Annotated in this window: 15 protein-coding genes; 6 read left to right on the plus strand and 9 right to left on the minus strand. The window is 75.4% G+C overall.

Features of this window, described 5'->3' with window-relative positions; translation table 11 throughout:
• Window positions 1-2 precede the first annotated feature (2 nt).
• Window positions 3-6,728 carry a tetratricopeptide repeat protein gene (locus AB0O19_RS26220; protein ID WP_363622885.1) on the minus strand — a complete coding sequence of 2,242 codons (6,726 nt, stop codon included), beginning with the start codon at window positions 6,726-6,728 and terminating at the stop codon, window positions 3-5.
• Between the two features lie 137 nt (window positions 6,729-6,865).
• Here AB0O19_RS26220 and AB0O19_RS26225 point away from each other — a divergent pair, with 137 nt between their 5' ends.
• Window positions 6,866-7,426, plus strand: a complete 561-nt coding sequence (locus AB0O19_RS26225; protein WP_363622887.1) for a putative glycolipid-binding domain-containing protein — start codon at window positions 6,866-6,868, stop codon at window positions 7,424-7,426.
• Between the two features lie 13 nt (window positions 7,427-7,439).
• Here the strand turns inward: AB0O19_RS26225 and AB0O19_RS26230 are convergent, their stop codons facing one another.
• Window positions 7,440-8,183: an SOS response-associated peptidase gene (locus AB0O19_RS26230; RefSeq protein ID WP_363622889.1), complete on the minus strand. Its 744-nt coding sequence runs from the start codon at window positions 8,181-8,183 to the stop codon at window positions 7,440-7,442.
• Window positions 8,184-8,220: 37 nt separating this feature from the next.
• Window positions 8,221-8,964 carry a helix-turn-helix transcriptional regulator gene (locus AB0O19_RS26235; protein WP_363622891.1) on the minus strand — a complete coding sequence of 248 codons (744 nt, stop codon included), beginning with the start codon at window positions 8,962-8,964 and terminating at the stop codon, window positions 8,221-8,223.
• A gap of 29 nt (window positions 8,965-8,993) precedes the next feature.
• On the opposite strand from AB0O19_RS26235, the gene AB0O19_RS26240 reads away from it, so the two are divergent.
• Complete coding sequence (locus tag AB0O19_RS26240) at window positions 8,994-9,143, plus strand: hypothetical protein (RefSeq protein ID WP_363622989.1); 150 nt, start codon at window positions 8,994-8,996, stop codon at window positions 9,141-9,143.
• 37 nt (window positions 9,144-9,180) lie between these two features.
• Complete coding sequence (locus AB0O19_RS26245; protein ID WP_363622985.1) at window positions 9,181-10,353, plus strand: MFS transporter; 1,173 nt, start codon at window positions 9,181-9,183, stop codon at window positions 10,351-10,353.
• Here the strand turns inward: AB0O19_RS26245 and AB0O19_RS26250 are convergent.
• Complete coding sequence (locus tag AB0O19_RS26250; RefSeq protein WP_363622893.1) at window positions 10,343-11,188, minus strand: PaaX family transcriptional regulator C-terminal domain-containing protein; 846 nt, start codon at window positions 11,186-11,188, stop codon at window positions 10,343-10,345. The two genes, AB0O19_RS26245 and AB0O19_RS26250, sit on opposite strands and share 11 nt — an antisense overlap.
• A 67-nt stretch (window positions 11,189-11,255) precedes the next feature.
• Here AB0O19_RS26250 and AB0O19_RS26255 point away from each other — a divergent pair, with 67 nt between their 5' ends.
• The gene (locus AB0O19_RS26255) at window positions 11,256-11,555 is read left to right on the plus strand and encodes a hypothetical protein (protein ID WP_363622895.1); all 300 of its coding nucleotides are present in this window, start codon (window positions 11,256-11,258) and stop codon (window positions 11,553-11,555) included.
• A 51-nt stretch (window positions 11,556-11,606) separates the two neighbouring features.
• A complete protein-coding gene (locus AB0O19_RS26260; protein WP_363622897.1) occupies window positions 11,607-12,818 on the plus strand; it encodes a saccharopine dehydrogenase NADP-binding domain-containing protein in 1,212 nt (403 codons plus the stop codon).
• Between the two features lie 49 nt (window positions 12,819-12,867).
• Here AB0O19_RS26260 and AB0O19_RS26265 read toward each other — a convergent pair whose 3' ends face one another.
• From AB0O19_RS26265 to AB0O19_RS26280, 4 genes are all read right to left on the minus strand, one after another.
• On the minus strand, window positions 12,868-14,943 hold the full coding sequence (locus AB0O19_RS26265; RefSeq protein WP_363622899.1) for a hypothetical protein: 2,076 nt from the start codon (window positions 14,941-14,943) through the stop codon (window positions 12,868-12,870).
• 103 nt (window positions 14,944-15,046) lie between these two features.
• Window positions 15,047-17,470 (minus strand): RICIN domain-containing protein, encoded by a 2,424-nt coding sequence (locus AB0O19_RS26270; RefSeq protein WP_363622901.1) that lies wholly within the window; start codon window positions 17,468-17,470, stop codon window positions 15,047-15,049.
• Window positions 17,471-17,707: 237 nt separating this feature from the next.
• Window positions 17,708-18,457, minus strand: a complete 750-nt coding sequence (locus tag AB0O19_RS26275) for a sulfite exporter TauE/SafE family protein (RefSeq protein ID WP_363622903.1) — start codon at window positions 18,455-18,457, stop codon at window positions 17,708-17,710.
• Window positions 18,454-18,882, minus strand: a complete 429-nt coding sequence (locus AB0O19_RS26280; RefSeq protein WP_363622905.1) for a rhodanese-like domain-containing protein — start codon at window positions 18,880-18,882, stop codon at window positions 18,454-18,456. The genes AB0O19_RS26275 and AB0O19_RS26280 overlap by 4 nt, the downstream gene beginning before the upstream one ends.
• A gap of 726 nt (window positions 18,883-19,608) precedes the next feature.
• Here AB0O19_RS26280 and AB0O19_RS26285 point away from each other — a divergent pair.
• The gene (locus AB0O19_RS26285) at window positions 19,609-20,166 is read left to right on the plus strand and encodes a rhodanese-like domain-containing protein (RefSeq protein WP_363622907.1); all 558 of its coding nucleotides are present in this window, start codon (window positions 19,609-19,611) and stop codon (window positions 20,164-20,166) included.
• Between the two features lie 52 nt (window positions 20,167-20,218).
• On the opposite strand, the gene AB0O19_RS26290 is transcribed toward AB0O19_RS26285, so the two are convergent.
• Window positions 20,219-20,848 carry an HNH endonuclease signature motif containing protein gene (locus AB0O19_RS26290; protein ID WP_363622909.1) on the minus strand — a complete coding sequence of 210 codons (630 nt, stop codon included), beginning with the start codon at window positions 20,846-20,848 and terminating at the stop codon, window positions 20,219-20,221.
• Between the last annotated feature and the right edge of the window lie 199 nt (window positions 20,849-21,047).

Consider the following 21,047-nt stretch of genomic DNA (forward strand, 5'->3'; position numbering starts at 1 on the left):
GATTACTCCTCGTCCTGGGCGATGTGGGTGACGGTGGGGACTTGGGTGATGGTGGGGACTTTGCCGACTTGGCCGACTTGGGGGACGTGCGTGACGTGCGTGACGTGCGTGACGTGCGGGACGTGCGGGACGTGCGGGACGTGCGGGACGTCGACGACGGTGGACAGGTCCTGGAGCACGGAGCCGTGCCCCCGGTCGTAGACGGTGATCCGGACGGTGTGCGGCCCCGGCACGGACGGGGTCAGCGCGAAGCGGGCGGGCTCCCCGGCCGGGCTGTAGTCGGCGACGGGTGGATCGAGCACGGCGTCCGAGGCGGCGACGGCCACCAGGCGCAGGCCCGGCAGCTCGCCGGGGTCGGCCCGCGGCACCTCGGGTTCCAACCGCAGCTCCAGCCGCACGGTGGCCCCCACCGCCGGCTCGTCGAGCAGGGTGAGCCGGGGCCGCCAGGCCGTCCTCGGTACCGCGGGCGCCGGGGAGCGGCGCCGCGACCCGCGCGAGCACCGGATCAGCGCGGCCGGCTCGGACGGTTCCGGCCCGAGCTCCGCGCGGACGGGTGCGGCCGGCAGCGACTCCGGCCCGCCGCCGTCGAGTGGGGCGGGCGACTGCGCTGCGCCGCCGTCGAGTCGGGCCAGGGCCGTCCGGCTCTCCACCGCCAGCGGATGGCCGGGGCCCATCAGGGTCCGGCGCGCGGTGTGGACGGCCACCAGCAGGTCCCGGGCGGCGTCCCGGCGCCCGCTCGCGGCGAGCGCGGCGGCCAGGCCGACGGCCAGGGTGGGGAACACCGGGAGCAGCCCGGGGCGCAGGGTGCCGAGGCTGACGGCGACGTCGTCGGCGTGCCGGTGTCCGGTCACCAGTGCCCCGGTCGGGAGCCGGTCGGCGACGATGCCCTCGTACACCCGCACCGCCCCGACGGCGTCTCCGGCCCGCAGCCGCGCGTGGGCGAGGCTCTGGCGGATGCTCAGGGTGAGGGAGTTGCGCGGGCCGTGGCTCGCGGCGCACTCCTCGGCGAGTTCCTCCAGCCGGACGACGGCGCGCAGCGGCCGCGGGCCGCAGGCCAGCAGCAGCGCGTGGGCCTCGCGGGCGGCGAGGGTGGCGTCGTCGGTGCTGCCGAGGGCGTCGTCCGCGCAGGCGGCGAGGGTGGCGGCCAGGCGCACCGCCGCCTCGTGCTCCCCGTTGAGGTGGCGGGCGACGGCGAGGACGCACCCGGAGCGGACGAGGCCGGGCAGGGCGGGGCCGGCGGGTCGGGTCCAGTCCGCCGTCAGGGGTGACAGTTCGGCGATCGCGCCCTCGTGGTCCCCGGCGAGCAGCAGGGCCTGGGCGAGGCCGTACCGCACGGCGTGGGCGAGCAGGTGTTCCGGGCCGAGGGCCGATTCGGCGGCGGCCAGCGCCTTCCGGTAGCAGTCGGCGCCCTCCGCGTACCGGCCGGCCTCGACGAGGTTGAGCGCGATGCTGTCCCGGTCGTCGAGGGAGTCGAGGGCATCGATGGTGTCGAGGGCGCCGGGGTGTTCGGCACCGAGGATCCGGGTGCGGTCGGCCAGCAGGGCGCGGTAGAGCGCGTCGGCGCGGTCGTGCTCCCAGCGGCGGCGGTGGGCGTGGGCGAGGTCGGTGCACGCGGTGAGGGTGTCGGGGTGGTCCTGGCCGTGTACGCGCTCGTGGTCGGCGAGCAGCATCAGCCGTTCGACGATCTCCTGCCGCTGCCGGCCGGCGCGGGCGTGGACGGAGGCGAGGCCGGAGCGCTCGCCGAGGGTGTCCGGGTGGTCCGCGCCCTGGACCCGGGTCCGGTGGGCGATCAGCTCGGTGAACAGGGCTGTGGCGCGGTCGAGTTCGCCGGTGGCGAGGACGGCCTCGGCGAGTTGGGAGAGCTGGAGGAGGGTGTCCGGGTGGTCGGGGCCGTGGATGCGCGCACGGTCGGCGGCCAGCGCCTCCCGTTCGGCCTCGGCCTGGTGCAGGAGGCCCGCGAGCCGGCGGTCCTGGGCGAGGCTGCCGCGACAGGCGAGGGTGTCGGGGTGGTCCGGGCCCTGGAGCCGGATCCGGTCCCGCAGCAGCGCCTCGTCGAGTTCCGTCGCGGGGCGGTGGTCGCCGCCCGACCGGTACGTCCAGGCCAGCAGGAACCGGGCGCCGAGGGCGTCGGGGTGGTCGGGCCCGAGCACCCGCTCGGTGTCGGCGACCAGGGGCACGGCGAGGTCGAGCGCGCGTTGGAGGTCGTAGCCCGCGCGGTACGAGGAGGCCTGCCACCAGCGGGCATTGAGGGTGTCGGGGTGGTCGGCGCCGAGCACCCGGGCCCGGTCGGCGGCGACGGCGCCGAAGGCCTCGGCCGCGCGGCGCTGGTCGTCCGCGTCGCGGTGGGCGGCGGCCTGCCACCACCGGGTGGTGAGCGTGTCCGGGTGGTCCGGGCCCTGCGCCCGCTCCTGGTCGGCCAGCAGCGCCGTGTACAGCTCGGCGGCGGCGGGGTGGTCGCCCGCCGCCACCACCGACCGCGCGAGGCCGAGCCGCGCGTCGAGGGTGTCGGGGTGGTCCGGTCCGAGCGCCCGCTCGTAGTCGGCGACCAGGGCCCGGAACAGGTCCACCGAGCGGTCGTGCTCGGCCGTCTCGCGGCAGGTCCGGGCCAGGCCGAGCCGGGTGTCCAGGGTGTCGGGGTGGTCGGCGCCCAGGACCCGGGCCAGGTCCGCGACCAGTGCCTCGTACAGCTCCAGGGCGCGGTCGAGTTCGCCGACCTCGTGGTGGCCCGCCGCCTGCGAGCGCCGGGTGCCGAGGGTGTCGGGGTGGTCGGGGCCCTGGATCCGGGTGCGGTCGGCCACCAGCGCGGAGTGCAGCTCTGCGGCGCGGCGGTGGTCGCCCGCCTCGGCGTGCGCCCAGGCCAGGGAGCCGCGGGCGTCCAGGGCCAGCGGGTGGTCGGCGCCGTGGATCCGGGTGCGGTCGGCGGCCAGGGCCTCGTAGCGGGCGATGGCGTGGCGGTGGTCGTTCGCGGTGGAGGTGGCCCAGGCCAGTCCGGCGCGCGTGGCCAGCGTCTCGGGGTGGTCGGCACCGCGGATCCGGGTGTCGTCGGCCACCAGCGCGTCGAACAGTTCCACCGCACGGCGGTGGTGGCCGGCCCGCTGGTGACCGTTCGCCTGCCACCAGCGGGCGGTGAGGGTCTGGGGGTGGTCGGCGCCCAGGATCCGGCCGCGATCGGCCGCCAGTGCTTCGTACAGCTCCACCGCGCGGCGGTGCTCGCCGGCCCGCTGGCAGTCGTGTGCCAGCCACCAGCGGGCATTGAGGGTGTCCGGGTGGTCGGGGCCCTGGATCCGGGCCCGGTCCGCGACGAGCTCCTGGTGGAGCTCCAGCGCCCGGCGGTGCCGGCCGGCGGCGGTGAGCGCCTGCGCCAGCACCAGACGGGTGCCCAGGGTGTCGGGGTGTTCCGGTCCGTGGACGCGGGCTTGGTCGGCCACCAGGGTTTCGGACAGCGTGACGGCCCGCCGGTGGTCGCCCGCCTCCCGGCAGCTGTCGGCGTGCCACCGGCGGGTGTTGAGCGTCTCCGGGTGGTCGGGGCCCTGGAGCCGGGCGCGGTCGGCCGCCAGTGCTTCGTACAGTTCCGCCGCGTGCCGGTGCTCCCCGGCGTCCCCGTGCGCGGAGGCGAGCCACCACCGGGTGCTGAGGGTGCGGGGGTGCTCCTCGCCGTACAGCCGGACGCAGTCGGCGACCAGTTCCGCGTACAGCTCCATGGCGCGCGGGTGGTCGCCGCTCTCGTCGTGGGTCCGCGCCAGCTGGAGGCGGGCGCTGAGGGTGGTGGGATGCCCGGCGCCGAGCACCAGGGTCAGGTCGGCCAGCACCCGTTCGCGCTCGACGAGCGCCTCCCGGATCCGTCCCGCGCTCTGGAGGGCGTAGGCCAGGCCGGTGCGGGCGTTGAGGGTCTGCGGGTGGTCGGGGCCGTGGACCCGGTCGTAGTCGGCCACCAGCTGTTCGCGCAGCTCCACGGCCCGCCGGTGGTGCTCCGCCGCGCCGTGCAGCCAGGCCTGCCAGCCGCGGGTGTGGAGGACGGCGGGGTGGTCGGCGCCGAGCACCCGCAGCCGGTCGGCGACGAGTCGGTCGCACAGCTCCGCCGCGTGTCGGTGGTCGCCGGCGTCGCCGAAGGCCCGGGCCAGGCTCAGCCGAGCCTCGAAGGTCTCGTAGTGGTCGGGGCCGTGGACCCGCTCGCGGTCGGCGAGGAGCCGCTGGCATTCGGCGAGCGCCGTGCGGGGGCGCCCGGCGAGCAGCAGGGTGCGGGTGAGGTTGGACCGTTCGTCCAGGGTGTCCGGGTGGTCCGGGCCCTGGACGCGGGCGCGGTGGGTCACCAGGTCCTCGAACTCGGCCAGTTCACGGCCGGTCCGGCCCGCGACGCGCAGCGCGTAGGCGAGGTCGCTGCGCTCCTCCAGCGTGCCGGGGTGGTCCGGCCCCTGGGCGCGGGCGCGGTCGCGGACCAGCGCCCGGTGTTCGTCCACCGCCGTCCGGAGCTGGCCCGCCTCGCGGTGGGCGTGGGCGAGACCGCTGCGCGCGTCCAGCGTGTGGGGGTGGTCGGGCCCGAGGACGCGGGTGTAGTCGCCGACCAGATCGGTGAACCGGGTGACCGCCGAGGTCGGGTGCCCGGCCTCGCAGTGGGCCGTCGCCAGCCGGCCGCGCGCGAAGAGGGTCTGCGGGTGGTCCGGCCCCTGGACCCGGACGTGGTCGGCGACCAGCGCCTCGTACCCGGCGACCGCGGCCCGGTGGTCTCCCGCGACGACGTGGGCGGCCGCGAGCCAGTCGCGGCTGGTGAGGGTGTCGGGGTGGTCGGCGCCGAGCACCCGGGCCCGGTCGGCCACCGCCTGCTCGTACAGGGTGATGGCCAACCGGTGCTGACCGGCGGTGAGTTGGGCGTACGCGAGCCCGTTGCGGTGGGCCAGGATGTCCGGGTGGTCGGGGTCGTCCAGGACCCGGCCGGCGTCGGCCAGCAGCCGCTCGAACTCCGCCACCGCCGCCTGGTGTTGACCGGCCACCTGGAGGGCGTAGGCCAGGCCCGCGCGGCTGGTGAGGGTCTCCCGGCTGTCGGCGCCGAGCACCCGGGCCCGGTCGGCCACCACCGCGCGGAACTCCTCGACGGCGCACCGGTGTTCACCCGCCTTGCGGTAGGCGTGGGCGAGGGTGCTGCGGTCGGCGAGGGTGGCCGGGTGGTCGTGGCCCTGGAGGCGGGTGCGGTCGGCCACCACCGCCCGGCAGAGCGCGACGGCGCGGGCCGGGTCGCCGGCCCGGGTGTGGAGTTCGGCGAGCCGGCCCCGGGTGGCCAGGGTGTCGGGGTGGTCGGAGCCCAGCAGGCGGGTCTGGCCGTCGGCCATCGCGGTGACCAGCGGGATGGCGAACACCCGCTGGGCCCGGTCGGTCAGCTCGCCGGCGGCCAGCCGGTACAGCGCGACGGTCTGCGGGGTGGGCTGCTCGGACGGGCCGCCGGCGGCCAGCTCGCGGATGTGCGGCAGCAGCGCCCGGCGCAGCCGGGGCCCGGCGGTCGGCCAGAGCCGGGCGGCGGCCTCGGCGAGCTGCTGTTCGGCGCGCCGGCGCAGCGGGCGGGCGCCGTCGGAACGGCGCAGCACGCCCTGGAGCAGGCGGTGCACGGTGACGGTCTCGCCGAGGGTGATCAGGTTGTAGTCGGCGAGCAGCCGCAGAGCGGAGTCGACCTCGGCCGGGCGGCGCGCGCCGAAGGGCGTCAGGGTTTCGCGCGGCAGTGCCTCGGGGGCGTACCAGGCGAGCGTGCGCAGCAGCTCGACGGCGAACGGGGCGGTGGCCTGGACGGCGCGCAGGGTGGTGTGCCAGAGCCGGGAGACGGTGGCCACCGCGCCGGAGCCAGTACCGGAGTCGGAGCCGGAGCCGGCGTCAGGGCGGTCCCGGCTGCTGGTGCGCAGCAGCTCGCGGTAGGCGGCGAAGGTCGTGCCGGTCTGCTGCACGTAGGCGCCGGCCTGGGCGAGGGCGAGCGGCAGGTGGCCGAGTTCGTCGGCGAGGGCGAGCACCTCGGCCTGTTCGGCCCGCGCCCCGGGGTGGGCGGCGCCGCAGAGCAGCCGGGTGGCCTCGGGGGCGTCGAGGACGTCGATCCGCACCGGGCGGATGCCGGGGTGCCAGCCGCCGGCGCGGCGGCTGGTGACCAACTGGTGGCCGCAGCCGAGCAGCCGGCCGAGATAGGGGGTGAGGTGGACCGGGTCCTCGGCGTTGTCGTAGACGAGCAGCCAGCGGTCGTGGGCGCGCAGCCACGCGAGCGCCCACTCGACCTGCTGGCCGGGCGGGGCGGTGAGGGCCCAGGTGGGGTGGAGGTGGACGGCGAGGTCGGCGAAGGCCTCGGCGAGCTGCTCCTCGGACTCGGCGGTGATCCACCAGATCAGCCGGTAGTGCGCGGCCTCGGCGTAGGCGTAGTGCAGCGCGACGGTGGTCTTGCCGACCCCGCCGAGGCCGTGCAGTGTGGTGGCCTGGGTGACCAGCCCGCTGCCGTCGCCGTCCGACAGCGCCTCGGCGATCGCCCGCAACGCGCCGTCGCGGCCCACGAGCCGGTCCGCGGCGCGGGGCGGCAGGTTGGGAGCGGGGGCGCTCGCCTCGACGGTCAGCGCGGCCCGCGCCGCCTCGGGCGGCAGTACGGCCGCCCGCTGCTCGGCGTGCGGGTTCCCGGCGGTGGCGGGCGAGACCGGGCGGCGCCGCTGGTCGAAGGCCTCGTGGTCGGGCAGGCCGCCCTCGGGCCGGACATGCGTCGTCCTGGACATCAACACTTCGGCGCCCTCACCCCCACGTACGGTTCCGCCCGCCCACCGTAGTCGCGGGCGGGCGCCGTGTCACCGGATCCCGCCGGCTGCCCGGAGCCGGGCGCGCGCCTGTCGGTACCGGACGGTAGCGTACGCGGATGATCACGCACACCGTTCCCACCTGGCAGGTCGCCGAGACGGGCGGCCTGGAGACGTCCTGGGTCGAGCTCGGTGCCGCCGCCCTGCACGCCCGCGGCCGGGTCGCCGCCGCGCGGCCCGCGCCGTACTGGCTGACGTACGAACTGGAGACCGGTGAGGGCTTCGTCACCCGGCGGATGCGGGTCCGGGCCGAGACCGCCGACGGCGTCCGCGAGCTGGAACTGCGTCAGGACGGCGGCCGCTGGAGCGTCGACGGCGTGGAACGGCCCGACCTGGCCGGCGCGCTGGACTGCGACCTCGGGCTCTCCCCGGTGACCAACACCCCGCCGGTGCTGCGCCACGGCCTCCACCGGGGCCCGGGCGAGCGGCACTTCCTGATGGCGTGGATCCGGGTGCCCGACCTGACGGTGCACCCCTCCCGCCAGACCTACACCCACCTCGGCCTGGACGGCGGGCGGGCCACCGTCCGCTACGCCTCCGGGGACTTCCGCAGCGACCTCGTGCTGGACCGGGACGGCCTGGTCCTCGACTACCCCGGGCTGGCCGGCCGGATCGCCTGACGGCCGGGCGGCGTCAGTCCGCCAGTCCCAGCGGGTCCGGGGCGGGGTCGAGCAGTTCCGGCCCGTTGGCGCGGACGCTGTTGACGGCGGGGGAGACGGCCCGCACCCGCAGGGCGCCGTCGGCGGGGCGGCGCAGCAGGTGGTGGAGTTCGTCGGAGTCCGTGAGATCGGGGGCGAGCCAGGCGGCCAGGTCGGCGGGGGCGATGGTGAGCGGCATCCGGTCGTGGACGCGCCCGGCGCTGTCGGTGGCGTCGGTGGTGATGACGGTGGCGGTGGCGAGCCAGGCCACCGGGTCGTCCTCGGGCCGGGTCTGGTCGCGCCAGAACTCGTACAGGCCGGCCATCAGCATGACCGAGCCGGTGCTGAGGAAGTACGGCTGCTTGTACTTCTTCCGGCCGGCGGCGGCGGGCACCTCGCGCCACTCGAAGTAGCCGTCGGCGGGGATGACGCAGCGCCGGGTGGTGAAGGCCTTGCGGAAGGCGGGCTTGAGGTGGACGGTCTCAGAGCGGGCGTTGATCATGCGGGCGCCGCCGGAGGGATCCTTGGACCAGGACGGCACCAGGCCCCAGCGCAGCGGGCGCAGCAGCCGCAGCAGCTCGCCGCTCTCCCGGTCGACGCGTTCCAGGACGGCGGGCACCGGGTCGGTGGGCGCCACGTTCCAGCTCGGCGCGAACGACTCGGCCGGATCCCAGCGCAGTTCCCCGAGCAGGGCGACGAGGTCCTGGGGCGTGGTGGTGGAGACGAAACGACCGCACATGCTCCCCACCCTGCCACCAGCGGCGGACGATTCGGGGTCAGTACGCGGGGTGGCGGCCCGGGGTGTGGCCGAAGGTGCGGCGGAAGACGTCGATGAAGGCGCTCGCGGAGGACCAGCCGCAGCGGTGCGCGACCGTGGTGACGGGCAGGCCCTCGGCGAGCAGCACCAGTGCGTGGTGCAGCCGCAGCTGGGTGCGCCACTGCGGGAAGGTCATGCCGAGGTCGGCCCGGAAGAGCCGGGAGAGCGTGCGGTCGCTGGCGCCGACCGCCCGGCCCAGTTCGGTGAGGGTGCGCTGGTCGGCCGGATCGGCGCGGAGCCGGTCGCAGACCGCGCGCAGCAGCGGTGTGGCGGGGGCGGGCAGGTGCAGCGGCTGCTGCGGGGAGGCGCGCAGCTGGTCGAGCAGGACGGCGCGCAGCCGGGCCCGTTCGGGGCTGTCGTCCTCGGGGGTGCGGGTGTAGGCGACGATCAGCTCGCGCAGCAGCGGCCCGACGGCGAGCACGGTCGGCCGGTCCAGGCCGAGCGGGTTCTCGGTGGCGGGCAGCCCGACCAGGTGGAGGTCCAGTTCGCCGTGGGCCTGGTGGGCGTGCACGGTGCCGGCCGGGACCCAGATGGCGCGGGTTCCGGGGGCGACCCAGGAGCCGGCGTCGGTGGTGATGGCGAGCACGCCGCTGGCCGCGTAGGCGATCTGGTGGTCGTCGTGGCGGTGGGCGTCGATCCCGGCGCCGGACGCCAGCCGCTGGACGCGGGTCGGGGCGACGGGGTCGTGGCGGATGTCCGGCATCACCTGGCAGATTATCGGAAGCCCGACAGGTGCCGCTGCGCCGAGCATGTCGGCATGCCGAAGACAACGCCGGACAACCCGCCGATCACTACGCCCAGTGCGTCCAACACCTCCAGTACGCCGAATACACCGAGTACGCCGAGTACGCCGAGTACGCCGAGTACGCCGAGTACGCCTGACCATCCGAAGAGCACACCCGGCAAGCGGGACTCCTCGATCACCCTGCTGTCCCTCGGACACGCCTGCGTGGACGTCTACCAGGGCGCGGTGGCCGCCCTGGTCCCGTTCTTCGTGGCCGAGCGCGGCTACGGCTACGCCGCCGTCTCGGGCGTGGTGCTCGCCGCCTCCCTGCTCTCCTCGGTGGCGCAGCCGCTGTTCGGCGCGATCACCGACCGCCGCCCGCTGCCCTGGCTGCTGCCGGTCAGCACCCTGGTGGGCGGCGTGGGCATCGCGCTCAGCGGGGTGAGCGGCTCGTACCCGCTGACCCTGGCGTTCGTGGCGCTGTCCGGGGTCGGGGTGGCCGCGTACCACCCGGAGTCCGCCCGGGTCGCCCGGCTGGCCGCGCGGGACGGCCACCGGGGGATGGCCTGGTTCTCGCTGGGCGGCAACCTGGGCTTCGCGGCGGCCCCGCTGCTGGTGTCCGTGGTGGTCTCGGGCGGCGGCCTGCGGCTGACCCCGCTGCTGGTGCTGCCGGCGCTCGCGGGCGCCGTCCTGTGCCTGCCGGTGCTGCGCGAACTGGAGCGCCGGCGGGCCGCCGGGACGGCTCCGGCGCCGGTGGCCGGGGCCGACGACCGGGCCTCGTTCGTGCGGCTGTCGCTGGCCGTGGTGTGCCGCTCGATCGCTTTCACCGGCCTGAGCACCTTCCTCGCGCTGTTCGCCACCCAGCGGGTCGGCGGCGGTACGGCGGCGGGCACCGCGGCGCTGGTGGTGCTGTACGCGGGCGGCGCGGTGGGTTCGGTGCTGGGCGGCGCGCTGGCGGACCGCTGGGGCCGGGTCGCGGTGGCGCGCTGGTCGTACCTGGTGGCGGCGGTGGCCGTGGCGGGCGTGGTGCTGGTGCCGGGCCCGGCGCTGTACGTCTTCGTGGCGCTGACCTCGGCGGGCCTGTACGTGCCGTTCTCGTTGCAGGTCACGCTGGGGCAGGACTACCTGCCTTCGCGGATCGGCACCGCCAGCGGGATCACGCTGGGCCTGACCGTCAGCATCGGCGGCCTGGCGAGCCCGGTGATCGGCGGTCTCGCCGACGCGACCTCGCTGCGCACCGCCCTGCTGCCGTTGGTGCTGATGCCGGTGCTGAGCTGGCTGCTGTTCCGCACCCTGCCGGAGCCGGTCGCGCCCGCAGCCCCGGCCGCGACGGAGGCGACCGAGCCGGGTCCGGCGGCTACGCGGTGACGGCCGCGACGACCTCGGCGTAGGCGTCGAACAGCCGGGGTGCGCCCGGCCCGGGGTCGGCGAGCAGCAGCGCCCAGCAGCGGGCGACGAGTTCGCGGGCCGCGGTGCCGGGCCAGGGCTGTGGCAGGAGCTCCGGCGGCAGCAGCGGGTCGGGCTCCATGGCCTCGGTGAAGGCGGCGGCCAACTCCAGGGCGACGGTGAGCAGTTCGGGGCCGGTGAGGCCCTTCTCCAGCCGGTCGAGGCGGTCGGACGCGACCTCGGCGAGCCGCTGGTGGCCCTCGGCGACCTGGTCCAGCGGCCACCAGCGCCGGGCGAGCGCGCGGGGGTCGTCGGTCTCGCCGGCGCGCAGGTCGCGGCTGGTGAGGAGGGTGAGGTGGCCGCGCACGTCCAGGGCGGCGGCCTCGGCCAGGACGTCCTCCTCCCAGGGGTGCGGCGAGACGTAGAGGCCGTTCTGCACCGGGGCGCCGCCGAGCCGGAGGATCGCCTCGCGCAGCGCGTCCCGGGCGGGCCGGGCGTGCTCGGGGACGGCGAATCCCGCGAGGTGCCAGACGCCGTCCCAGGGGGCCCGGCCGCGGTCCTGGGCGTACATCAGCGCCACGTGCTCGACGTCGGGGTCGATCGAGCGCCGGGTCTCGGCGGTGGCCCGCAGCAGGGCCCGGCGGCCGCGCCCCTCCTGGACGAACCGCCCGTCGCCGGTGAGGCGCTTGACGGTCAGCCGGACCTGCTGGTCGGTCATCCCGAGCAGGCCGGCCACGGTGTACAGGTCGCCGCAGTCGACCGTGCCGTCCGTGCGGACCATCGCCTCGACCAGCACCCGGGTCGGAATCTCCACCATGGCGACCATCCTAATGCGTTCAGATCTGATACGTTCGTTTTTAGAACGATAGGTTAGCGGAACGAAGATGCGCGGGCGATGGCTGCTCTGGGGATCACTGCTGTCCGTGGTGGTGCTCCTGCTCCTGCTCGGCGCGGGCGGCTGGGTGGTGTACCGGAACGAGTACGACCTCAGGGAGGAACGCGTCACCACCACCGGCGGTAGACAGGCGCTGTACGGCGTCCTCGCCCGCCCGACCGGCGGCCGCACCCCCGCCGGCCTGGTCGTCCTCGTCCACGGGGACGGCCCCACCGCACCCCGCTCGCTGTTCAGCCCCGGCTACCTCGACGAGCACCGCGGCTTCCTGAACTCGCTCGGGCACCGCTGACGGCCCAGCCGCACAGCCGGTGGACACAGACCGGCGAAAGGAGAAACGACGATGAGAGTGCTCGCCCTCGGCGGAGCGGGAGCGATGGGCCGCGTCGCCGCCCGGGTCGCCGCCCGACTGCCCGGCGTCCACGAACTCGTGATCGCCGACCGCGACCCGGGCGCCGCCCGCCGCACCGCCGCCGCCCTCGACGGCGGCCCGGTACCGGTCCGGGCCCGCCAGGTCGACGTCACCGACGGGGTGCAACTGCACGCCGCCCTCGCGAAGGCCGACGCCGTCCTCAACACCGTCGGCCCGTACTACCGCTTCGGCCTCGGCGTGCTGCGCGCGGCGATCCGCACCGGCACCCACTACCTGGACATCTGCGACGACTGGGAACCCACCGTCGCCATGCTGGAACTCGACGACGCGGCCCGCGCCGCCGGCGTCCGCGCCGTGATCGGCATGGGCGCCAGCCCCGGCGTCAGCAACCTGCTCGCCGCCCGGGCCGCCGCCCGCCTCGACACCCTGACCGACCTCTACACCGCCTGGCCCGTCGACGCGGGCGCCGAACCCGACGACACCTCCCTGCTCGGACCGGACGGTGCCCCGCTGGCGGCCGCCGTGCACTGGATGCAGCAGATCAGCGGGACGGTCGCGGTGGTCGACGGCGGCCGGATCGTCCGGCGGCCCCCGCTGCGGCCGGTCGCCCTCGACCTGCCCGGCGGCCACCGCGGCACCGCGTACACCGTCGGCCACCCCGAACCGGTCACCCTGCACCGCAGCCTGCGACCCGGCGGCACGGCCGCCAACCTCATGGTCGTCACCACCAGGACGGCCGCCTACCTGGACGTCCTGCGGGACGACCTCGACGCCGGGCGTCTCGGCAACGAGACCGCCGCCGTCGACCTCGACCGCCCCACGCTGCGCCGCACCCTGCGGGCCGCCGCCCGCGCGGCCCGCTTCCCCGGCCCCGGCAGCCTCCCCGGCTTCTTCGCCGCCGCCACCGGCAGCCGCGACGGCCGGCCGGTCACCGTCCTCGCCCGGCTCACCGGCGCCGAGGCCCTGCTCGGCGACATGGCCGAGAGCACCGGCGTGCCGGCGGCCCTCGGCCTCGCCCAGCTCCTGGACGGCGGCGTCCGCGCCCCGGGCGTCCACCCGCCCGAGGCGGCGATCGACGCCGGGCGCTTCTTCGCCGACCTGGCGCGCCACTGGCCGGGCGTCGGCGTCGTGGTGGAGGAGCGCTCAGGAGGCGTGATCAGGAGACGCGCTCAGGAGGCGTGATCAGGGGACGTGGTCAGGGGACGTGGTCAGGGCGCGGGCGCCGGTGAGGTCAGGACACGACGCTCCAGCCCTGTCCGGGGGCGGCGCCGTCGGCCGCGTCCGTGGTCACGGTCGAACCCGCCGTGCCGGTGCGGGCGTTGAGGACCAGGCCGGTGGCGACGTTGGTGACGGTGAGCGTGCCGGTGGCGCCGTCCTGGGTGACCCGCCACTCCTGCCAGCGGTTGCCGGGCGAGTAGTCGAGCAGGTAGGCGCTGTTGCCGGGGTCGGTGCCGGCGGCGAGCACGGTGTGCGCGTGGGTGGCGGTGGCGCAGTTGTCGGCGATCCGCACGGTGCCGTCCGGGTTGCTGGTGAAGGTCCACTGCTCGGAGGTGTGCGTGGGCCACCAGGTGTTGACGTCGGCGACGGCGCCGAGCGGCGAGCTACAGGTCCCCGCCACTTCGAGGACCAGCCCGCCGCTGCCGCCGGCGCCGATCGCGTGGTAGCGACCGTCGTCGACCACCGCGGCCGGCCCGGTGGCCGGCCGGGCGCTGAGCCGGTACAGCGCCACGCCGTGCGGGGCCACCGAGGCGCCGAGCGTGCCGGTGACGGTCGAACTCGCGCCCGTCCACAGCTCCTTGGCGGTGTAGCCGGGCCCGGTGAGGCCGAGTTCGCTCAGGCTGGTGCTCACCGTGCGGCTCGCGGCCGGGTCCTGGTTGACGAGCAGCACGGCGGTGTCGCCGTTCGCCAGCCGCCGCTGGAGGACGACCGGCGCGGTGGCGTTCGCGGGTTTGGCGCCGACCAGGGTGGCGGGCTTGGCCAGGGCGTCCTGGTCGATGGCTATGACGTCGCGGTTCTTCAGGATCGCCAGGCTCGCGGCGTCGATCCCGGTGGACCAGGTGTGGCCGTCCGCGCTGTGCTGGGACTGCGCGGCGGTGCGCAGGTCTGCGCCGGAGACCAGCGGGGCGGCGAGCATCGCGAGGACGGAGGTCTCGGTGCGGGACTCGTCGTCGGTGAACGGCTTGTGGCAGGTGCAGGTGTCGGTGGTGCCCCAGGCGCCGTAGACGTCCTGCCAGCCGGTGAACATCATGTCGAGGTCGTTCCAGCTGCCCGGGCGCACGTTGCCGGGGTACTGCAGCGCGGTCTGCAACTGCCCGTTCCAGAGCACCCCGTCGAGCTCGCTGTCGCGGTCGCCGCCGATCCGGCAGAGGTTGGCGACCTGGCCGCACCAGACGCCGGTCGGCGCGTAGCCGGGCGCCTGGAACGGCGCGGTGCCGGCGGCCTGCACCACCGGGTCGGTGCGCGCCGGGTCGTCGGCCGCGAGCAGGTACGGGACGCCGGTGTGGGCGGGCTGGGCGGAGACGCTGAGGGTGACCTTGGGCCGGCCCTGCGCGGCGGAGGCGGCGTCGAGGGCGTGCTGGAAGGTCTGGACGCGGGCGTAGACCGAGCGGGTGAGTTCCTTTCCCTCGCCCTGGGTGTAGTAGTTGTGGCCGTCCGGGCCGGTGATCTGTGGGCCGTAGGGGCAGTCGTCGTACTTGACGTAGTCGACGCCCCAGGAGACGAAGTCGCCCGCGTCGGTGCTCTCGTGGCCGAGGCTGCCGGGGTGCATCTGGCAGGTGAGGTAGGTGTCGGTGGCGTAGAGGCCGAACTTCACGCCCTTGCTGTGCGCGTACTGGGCGAGGTACTCGATGCCGTTGACGGTCCGCCCGTTGACGGTCTGTGACGGGAAGTGGTCCGGGCGGGGGATGAGGTGGCCGGAGGTGGGGTCGGTGCCGGTGCCGTCGGTGCCGGCGACGGGGTTTCCGGCGGTGTCGTAGAGCTGCATGGCGCCGTCGGCGTTGCGGACGAGGTCGGTGGTCTGGCCGTCGCGGTGCCAGAGCGACCAGCCGTCGTCGATGGTGACGGTGTCGTAGCCGGCCGCGACCAGGCCGTTGGCGGCCATGAAGTCGATGGTCTGGACGACCTGGTCCTCGGTGACCTCGGTGCCGAGGGAGTTCCAGGAGTTCCACCCCATGGGCGGGGTGAGGGCGTTGCCGTTGCCCAGGGCGGCGGCGGGGGCGGCCGTGCCGAGGGTGAGGGCGCCGAGGCCGGTGGCGGCGAGGGCCAGCGCGAGCACGGGTGCCGCGAGGCGGTGGGGGATGTGGCGCATGCGCACTCCTGCGGGCGTGGGGGAGGTGATGGTGCGTCGGGTGGTTCGGGGTGCGCGGCCGGCCGGTTGGGGGCCGGCCGGCCGCGGTACTGCGGTGTGGGGGTCAGTCGGTGACGGCGGCGCTCGCGGTGTGCCCGGGGGCGAGGGTGACGGTGGCGTAGGTGTAGGTCACGCCGTCGACGGTCCTGGTCCGGGTGGGCCGGGCCTTGCCGTCGACGGTGATCCCGCCGTGCGGGCCGGTGAAGCGGGCCTCCCAGGTGAGCGGCGCGCCGCCGGTGTTGGTGACGGTGCTGCTGCGGTGGCCGTCGTGCCGGACGGTGACCGAGCCGGCGCCGACCGGGATGTCGGCGACCTCCAGCCAGCCCATCGAGGCGGGCAGCCGGGAGGCGGTCACGAGGGTGTGCGCGGCGGCGTCGGGCTCGACGCCGAGCAGGCCCTGCACGGTCTGGCCGAGCAGGGTGAACGGGACCTCGGGGTAGTCGCCGTTGAGCATCCGGCCGCTCGCGTGGAGCTGGTCGACGCCCTGGTAGATCTGCCGCATCCACTTCCAGGCGGTGTCGCCGTCGTGGTTGGCGAAGAAGGCGTCCGGCAGGTAGGTGTAGGCCTCCAGGTTGGTCGAGCGCTGCGGGCCGGAGTCGGCGGCGTCGATGGCGGCGAGGAGGGCGTCCCGGCGCGGGCCGGGGTCGAGCAACTGCTTGACCGGCATCAGCACGCTGGACTCGTAGCCCCAGCCGGTCACCGGCTTGCCGGTGGTGTCGTAGCCGTGCACGACCTCGCCGGGCTGCTGCCGGTCCACGCTCCAGGTGGTGTTGACGTAGTCGCGCAGCGCGGTGGCGGCCTGCCGGTAGCCGGTGGCGGCGGCGGTGTCGCCCTTGGCGGTGGCCAGGGTCGCGGCGGCGAGGTACGCCTGGTACTGGGCGCCGATCGCGTCGCCGGCCTCGGCGTAGGTGCTGGTGGCGTTCTCGGCGTAGCTCGCGGTGCCGGCGAAGATGCTGCGGCTGGTGGCCTGCGGGATGGGGAGGCCGCCGTTGTCGACCGGGCCGGGGTGCTGGGCGATGAAGGGGCCGAGGGTGTTGCGGACGTAGCCGCTCAGCGCGGGGTCGTCGGCGTAGTCGCGGTCCCCCGTCCACCGGTAGGCCTCGCCGGCCTTCTCGACCAGCTCGAACGGCGCGGGCAGCTCGCGCACGAAGCGGTCGGGGCTCCGGTAGTCGATGCTGCCGTACGTCCTGGCGTCGAAGTTGAGCGCCCAGACCGGGTAGAGCTTGTTGGTCTCGGTGGCGGAGCCGGCGAAGCCGCGCAGCATGGTCTTGTTCTCGGCGTCCAGGCCGAGCAGGTGGGCGCCGACCAGTTGGTGGGCGAAGTCGCGGCTGTAGAAGTCGGAGCGGAACGGGTAGCCGGCCCAGTAGGTGGTGTCGTAGGTGGTGGTGCCGGTGCCGCCGGGGTTGTTCTCGTCCTGGTTGAGCACGCCGGTGGTGCCGGCCTGCTGCACCCAGCTGTTGGCCTTGGTCTTGGCCCAGTCGAACAGGGCGACGACCTCCGGGTCCGAGGAGCTGATCCTCGGGTCGCCGGGGGCGGACGGGGCGACGGAGGCGTCGTCCGCGTTGACCCAGCCGGTGGGGGAGGAGCCGATTCCGAGGGTGAGCCGGTCGCCGGCCGCGACGTGCACCCGGGGCAGGGTGTACTTCGCGTAGACGGGCTGCTCGGGCAGGGTCAGCGAGCGGACCACGGTGCCGTTGACGCTGACGGAGAAGGTGCCGCCGGCGCCGCCGGTGGCGATCCAGGCGGACAGGTCGTAGCTGCCGGCGGTGACGGCGGTGACCTGCTGGGCGATCCGGTGGCCGGAGCCGGCGTCCAGGTAGGCGAGGCGGGTGCCGCCGTGCGGGTTGTTGGTGGCGACGCCGGTGTGCTCGGTGAACGTCCAGCCGTCCGTGCCCTGTTCGAAGCCGGGGTCGGTGAGGGTGAGCGGTTCGCTGCGGGTGAGGGTCCAGCGGTGGGCGGGCCGGGCGTCGCAACGGCGGCGGTCGGCTGCGCTGCTCTGCTCGTGGTCGGCGGCGCCGTCCTGCTCGCGGTCGGCCGCCGTGGTGAGGCAGGCGCCGTGTGCGGTCAGGGTGTGACTCCCGCCCGGTGCCGGGGAGATGGCGAAGGTCTCGGCGGCGGGGTCGGTGCCGCAGTCGGCCGTGCCGGGGTGCCGCCCGGTGCCGTCGAGGGTCAGGCAACGTCCGCTCGCGGCGTTGACCAGCCGGTAGCCGTCGGTGGTGCGGTGCAGTTGCCAGCGCTGGCTGAGCAGTCCCTGGCAGGCCGCGCCGACGACGGGCGTGCCGGCCGCCGGCTGCGCGTACTGCGGGCCGAGGCAGCCGCCGTCCAGGACGGAGCCGAGGACGTAGCCGCCGCCGTCGACCAGCGGGGCCGGGCCGTCGGCTCGGGCCGGTCCCGCGCCGACGGCTTGGACGGCGAGGACGGCCAGGACGGCCAAGCCCGAGGGCAGGGCGCGGACCGGTCGGCGGCGCGGGGCGCGGGTGGGGGGCATCGGGGCTCTCCTGTCGGACGGGTGGCGGTGCGTCAGGGGGCGGGGCGGCGTGCGCGGGCAGGGGTTTGAACGTTCAAATCGACGGAGCGGCGCTGGGTGACATGTGCAATGTCACATGACCATCCGAGTCGCGTCAACGGTCGGCGCACGGTCGGCTGCCGCCCTCCGGACTCGTCCCCCGGTTCGCGCGCCGGGAGCCGGGGCCCGCCCGGCATCAGCGCAGCGCGGCGACCGGCGTCAGCGCAGGGCGGTGACCAGCATCAGCGCGGCCACGCCGAGCAGGGCGAACGCGAAGGCCCGCTGGAGGGTGCGCCCGCTGAGCCGGTCGGCGAGCCGCTTTCCGTCCCAGGCGCCGAGGATCGCGGCCCCGGTGAAGGGTGCGGCCACGGCCCAGTCGATGGCGCCGGTCGCGCCGAGGCGGGGCAGCAGCGCGGCCAGCGCGTTGGCGGTGATCACCAGCAGACTGGTGCCCACCGCCTCGGCCATGGTGAAGGCGAGCACCGAGACCAGCGCGGGGACGGCGAGGAACCCGCCCCCGACACCCAGCAGCCCGGTGACCGCGCCGAGCCCGGCGCCGGTCGCCGTCGAGCGGCCCCACCCGGCGGCGGAACGTTCCTGCGGGGCGGCCTTCGGCGGCACCAGCATCCGCCAGGCGGCCAGCCCGGCCAGCGCCGCGAACGCGCCGGTCAGCAGCGCTCCGGGCAGGTGCGCCGAGAGCGCCCCGGCGGCCGTGGCGGCGGGCAGCCCGGCGGCGGCGAACAGCGCGCCGGTGCGCCAGCGGACCCGGCCCGCCCGGGCGTGCGCGAGCAGGCCGGTCAGCGAGGTCGCGGCGACGATCACCAGGGCGGCGGTGGTGGCCAGGGCCGGGCTGAAGCCGAGCAGGTAGACCAGCGCGGGGACGGCGAGCATGCTGCCGCCCCCGCCGAGGCCGCCGAGGGCGAGGCCGACCACGGCCCCGGCGGCCAGCGCCAGGAGCAACGCGGTCATATCGCGTCCCCGGCGTCCCCGGCGCCCCTGGAGCTCCCGTCGCCGCCGCTGCCGCCGCTGCCGCCGCTCCCGTCGCCGCCGCTGCCGCCGCCCGGCGTGGTGACCGGCAGTCCGGCCCGCTCCCAGGCGGTCATGCCGCCGACGACGTTCAGCACCTCGACGCCGCGTTCGGCGAGCAGCTGCGCCGCCCGCGCGGAACGGTTGCCCGAGTGACAGATCGCCAGGACGAGCCGTCCGCCCGCCTCGGGCGGCAGCGGTTCGCGGGCGGCCAGGGCGATCAGCGGCAGGTGGAGGGCGCCGGGGGCGTGGCCGGCCGTGAACTCGCCGCGCTCCCGGACGTCGAGCAGGACGGCTGTGCCGGCGCGGGCGAGCCGGTGGGCCTGGGCAGGGGTGGTCTGCCCGGGGTCGGGCGGCAGCGGGGGCATGCGGTTCTCCGGTGGTCTGGTCTGGTGCGGGCCGGACGGCGTCGGTCGGGCCGCCGCGGGGCGGCGCGTCGGGCGGGCGCCCCAGGGGCGTGGGCGCCTCCTCGGTTCCGCCCGTCTCCGACGGCGACGGGCGGCCCCGCGCAATGTCCACCATAGTACCCCTGGGGGTATTATCGACCTCGTTCGGCGATACCCCGCCCCGTATCGACCGTGGGGTCGTATGCTGGCATATATACCAGTGGGGGTATTGAGATCACGCCGAGGCGCCCGACGCCGCCCAGGAGGTTCCCCGTGCACTTCGCCCAGCTATCACGAGTCTGACGTTTCTGCCCAGCTCAGGGGCATGATCGACCATCCGGGGTCGGCAAAAGGTCAGCAAGATTCCCGGAGGTACCAGTCAGATGGCGACCGCAGGCCTCACCTGCGGCATGGGCAGCTTCTTCAAGGAGTGCGAGCATCCGGAGTCCCGCTGGAGCAAGTGCCCGCACGAGTGCAAGATCAGGTACCGCAATGGGGCGGGACGGCAGACGGAGGAGTCCGGCTTCGGCAACCAGGAGAAGGCCAAGGCCCGCCTCGCCGAGGTCTACCACGCGCGGAAGAACTCCCCGCAGAGCCAGCGCAAGGCGGACCGCATCAAGAAGTACGGCGGTATGCGCGCTCGACCCGGCCGCCGTCCGCGCCCTGACCGGCACCGAGTTCCTGCGCCTTCGCGCCGAGTGCACCCTGGTGGTCGACGGCCGCGAGCCGGCCGCCTTCGCCGCCGGACACCTCGCGCAGTCGCTCAACGTCCCCGCTGATGGGCGTTTCGCCGAGCAGTCCGGCACCGTGCTCGCGCCGGAGCGCGAACTGCTGGTCATCGCCCCGGAGGAGCGCGGCGCGGAACTCGTCACCCGCCTGGCCCGGATCGGCTTCGACAAGGTGGCCGGCCACCTCGCCGACCCGGAGGAGGTCTTCCTCGCCCACCCCGAGCTGATGCGCCAGGGCGCCCGGCTCACCGTCCACACCCTGCGCGAGGAACTCGCCGGCCAGCAGCCCCCGCTGGTCGTCGACGTCCGCGGCGCCGGCGAACGCGAGGTCGGTGCCATCCCCGGCTCGCTCCACCTTCCGCTCGCCGAACTCCCGGCCCGCCACGGCGAACTGCCCACCGGCCGCCCCGTCGTCCTGCACTGTCCCGGCGGCTGCCGCTCCTCGATCGCCGCCAGCATGCTGCGCCACCAGGGCCACCAGCGCGTCTACGACCTCATCGGCGGATACGGCGCCTGGGACGCCGCCCCGACGGCGTGACCGCGCCCGCGCGACGGTGCGCCGGGCCGCCCGGCGCACCGTATGCGCGAATCTACTGTCGGCGCTGTTCGGGGATTCCCGCGCGCCGCAGGTGCTCACGGATGAGCGTCGCGACAAGATCTCCCTCGGACAGGCCGGCGGCGAAGGCGGCGCGTGTGAAGGAGCCACGCTGTTCCTGAGGGAGGATCACCGCCCCGATGGCGGTGGCATCGGGGTGCCGCCAGCCGCAGCACATGCGGCGATGGCACTGGTCGGCAGATTCTGATCCGACGTTCGGCGTGGTCCACGGTTTGAACGGATACCGGGCCAGCATCGCCTCGCACTCCGCGAACCACTCCCACATCTCCTCCTTGTTACGGTGCCGTGCCGTTCCGAAATGGTGCCGGAACCAGTCGCGGCGGTCGGTGTTCCGCAACTCGCGCCTGACTTTCTCCACTCGGGCCTCGAATCCGAGAGCCATCCGCGTCGGCATCATGCGGGTGTCGAAGCTGACCTCCGGCCGCTCGCGGTGGAGCTTCTGGTCGGTGAACCACCGCTTCGCCGTGCGCTTTCCCTTCCAGCCGTTGCAGGGTTTGCAGGCGGGGATGAAGTTCCACCAGACGTCCGCACCCTCGTCTGCGACCGGCGTCTCGTGATCCAACGTCGTCGCGCGCAGGTTGAGCAGGAACTGCAGCACGCTCACCGTGGCGAGTTGGGCCGGTGACAGTCCGGCCGTCCGTCGCGCGGGCACCAGGCGTCGAAGTCCTCGTCGGGCGACAGCCCGTCCAGCCGGTCCCGCACCCACATCGCTGTGGTTCCACGGGGGTTACTCGCCCGCGCCACCCGCGCGGTCGCGGAAGGAACAAGCTCGCCAGAACGCGGGCGGAGAGACACCGGCTCAC

The organism is Kitasatospora sp. NPDC091276, assembly GCF_040684355.1.
Classification (GTDB): Bacteria; Actinomycetota; Actinomycetes; order Streptomycetales; family Streptomycetaceae; genus Kitasatospora.

Coding starts and splice junctions, on each gene's coding strand:
- AB0O19_RS26260 (WP_363622897.1), top strand. CDS start 11,607: ATGAGAGTGCTCGCCCTCGGCGGAGCGGGAGCGATGGGCCGCGTCGCC.
- AB0O19_RS26280 (WP_363622905.1), bottom strand. CDS start 18,882: ATGCCCCCGCTGCCGCCCGACCCCGGGCAGACCACCCCTGCCCAGGCC.
- AB0O19_RS26275 (WP_363622903.1), bottom strand. CDS start 18,457: ATGACCGCGTTGCTCCTGGCGCTGGCCGCCGGGGCCGTGGTCGGCCTC.
- AB0O19_RS26230 (WP_363622889.1), bottom strand. CDS start 8,183: ATGTGCGGTCGTTTCGTCTCCACCACCACGCCCCAGGACCTCGTCGCC.
- AB0O19_RS26225 (WP_363622887.1), top strand. CDS start 6,866: ATGATCACGCACACCGTTCCCACCTGGCAGGTCGCCGAGACGGGCGGC.
- AB0O19_RS26270 (WP_363622901.1), bottom strand. CDS start 17,470: ATGCCCCCCACCCGCGCCCCGCGCCGCCGACCGGTCCGCGCCCTGCCC.
- AB0O19_RS26265 (WP_363622899.1), bottom strand. CDS start 14,943: ATGCGCCACATCCCCCACCGCCTCGCGGCACCCGTGCTCGCGCTGGCC.
- AB0O19_RS26250 (WP_363622893.1), bottom strand. CDS start 11,188: ATGGTGGAGATTCCGACCCGGGTGCTGGTCGAGGCGATGGTCCGCACG.
- AB0O19_RS26255 (WP_363622895.1), top strand. CDS start 11,256: ATGCGCGGGCGATGGCTGCTCTGGGGATCACTGCTGTCCGTGGTGGTG.
- AB0O19_RS26235 (WP_363622891.1), bottom strand. CDS start 8,964: ATGCCGGACATCCGCCACGACCCCGTCGCCCCGACCCGCGTCCAGCGG.
- AB0O19_RS26220 (WP_363622885.1), bottom strand. CDS start 6,728: ATGTCCAGGACGACGCATGTCCGGCCCGAGGGCGGCCTGCCCGACCAC.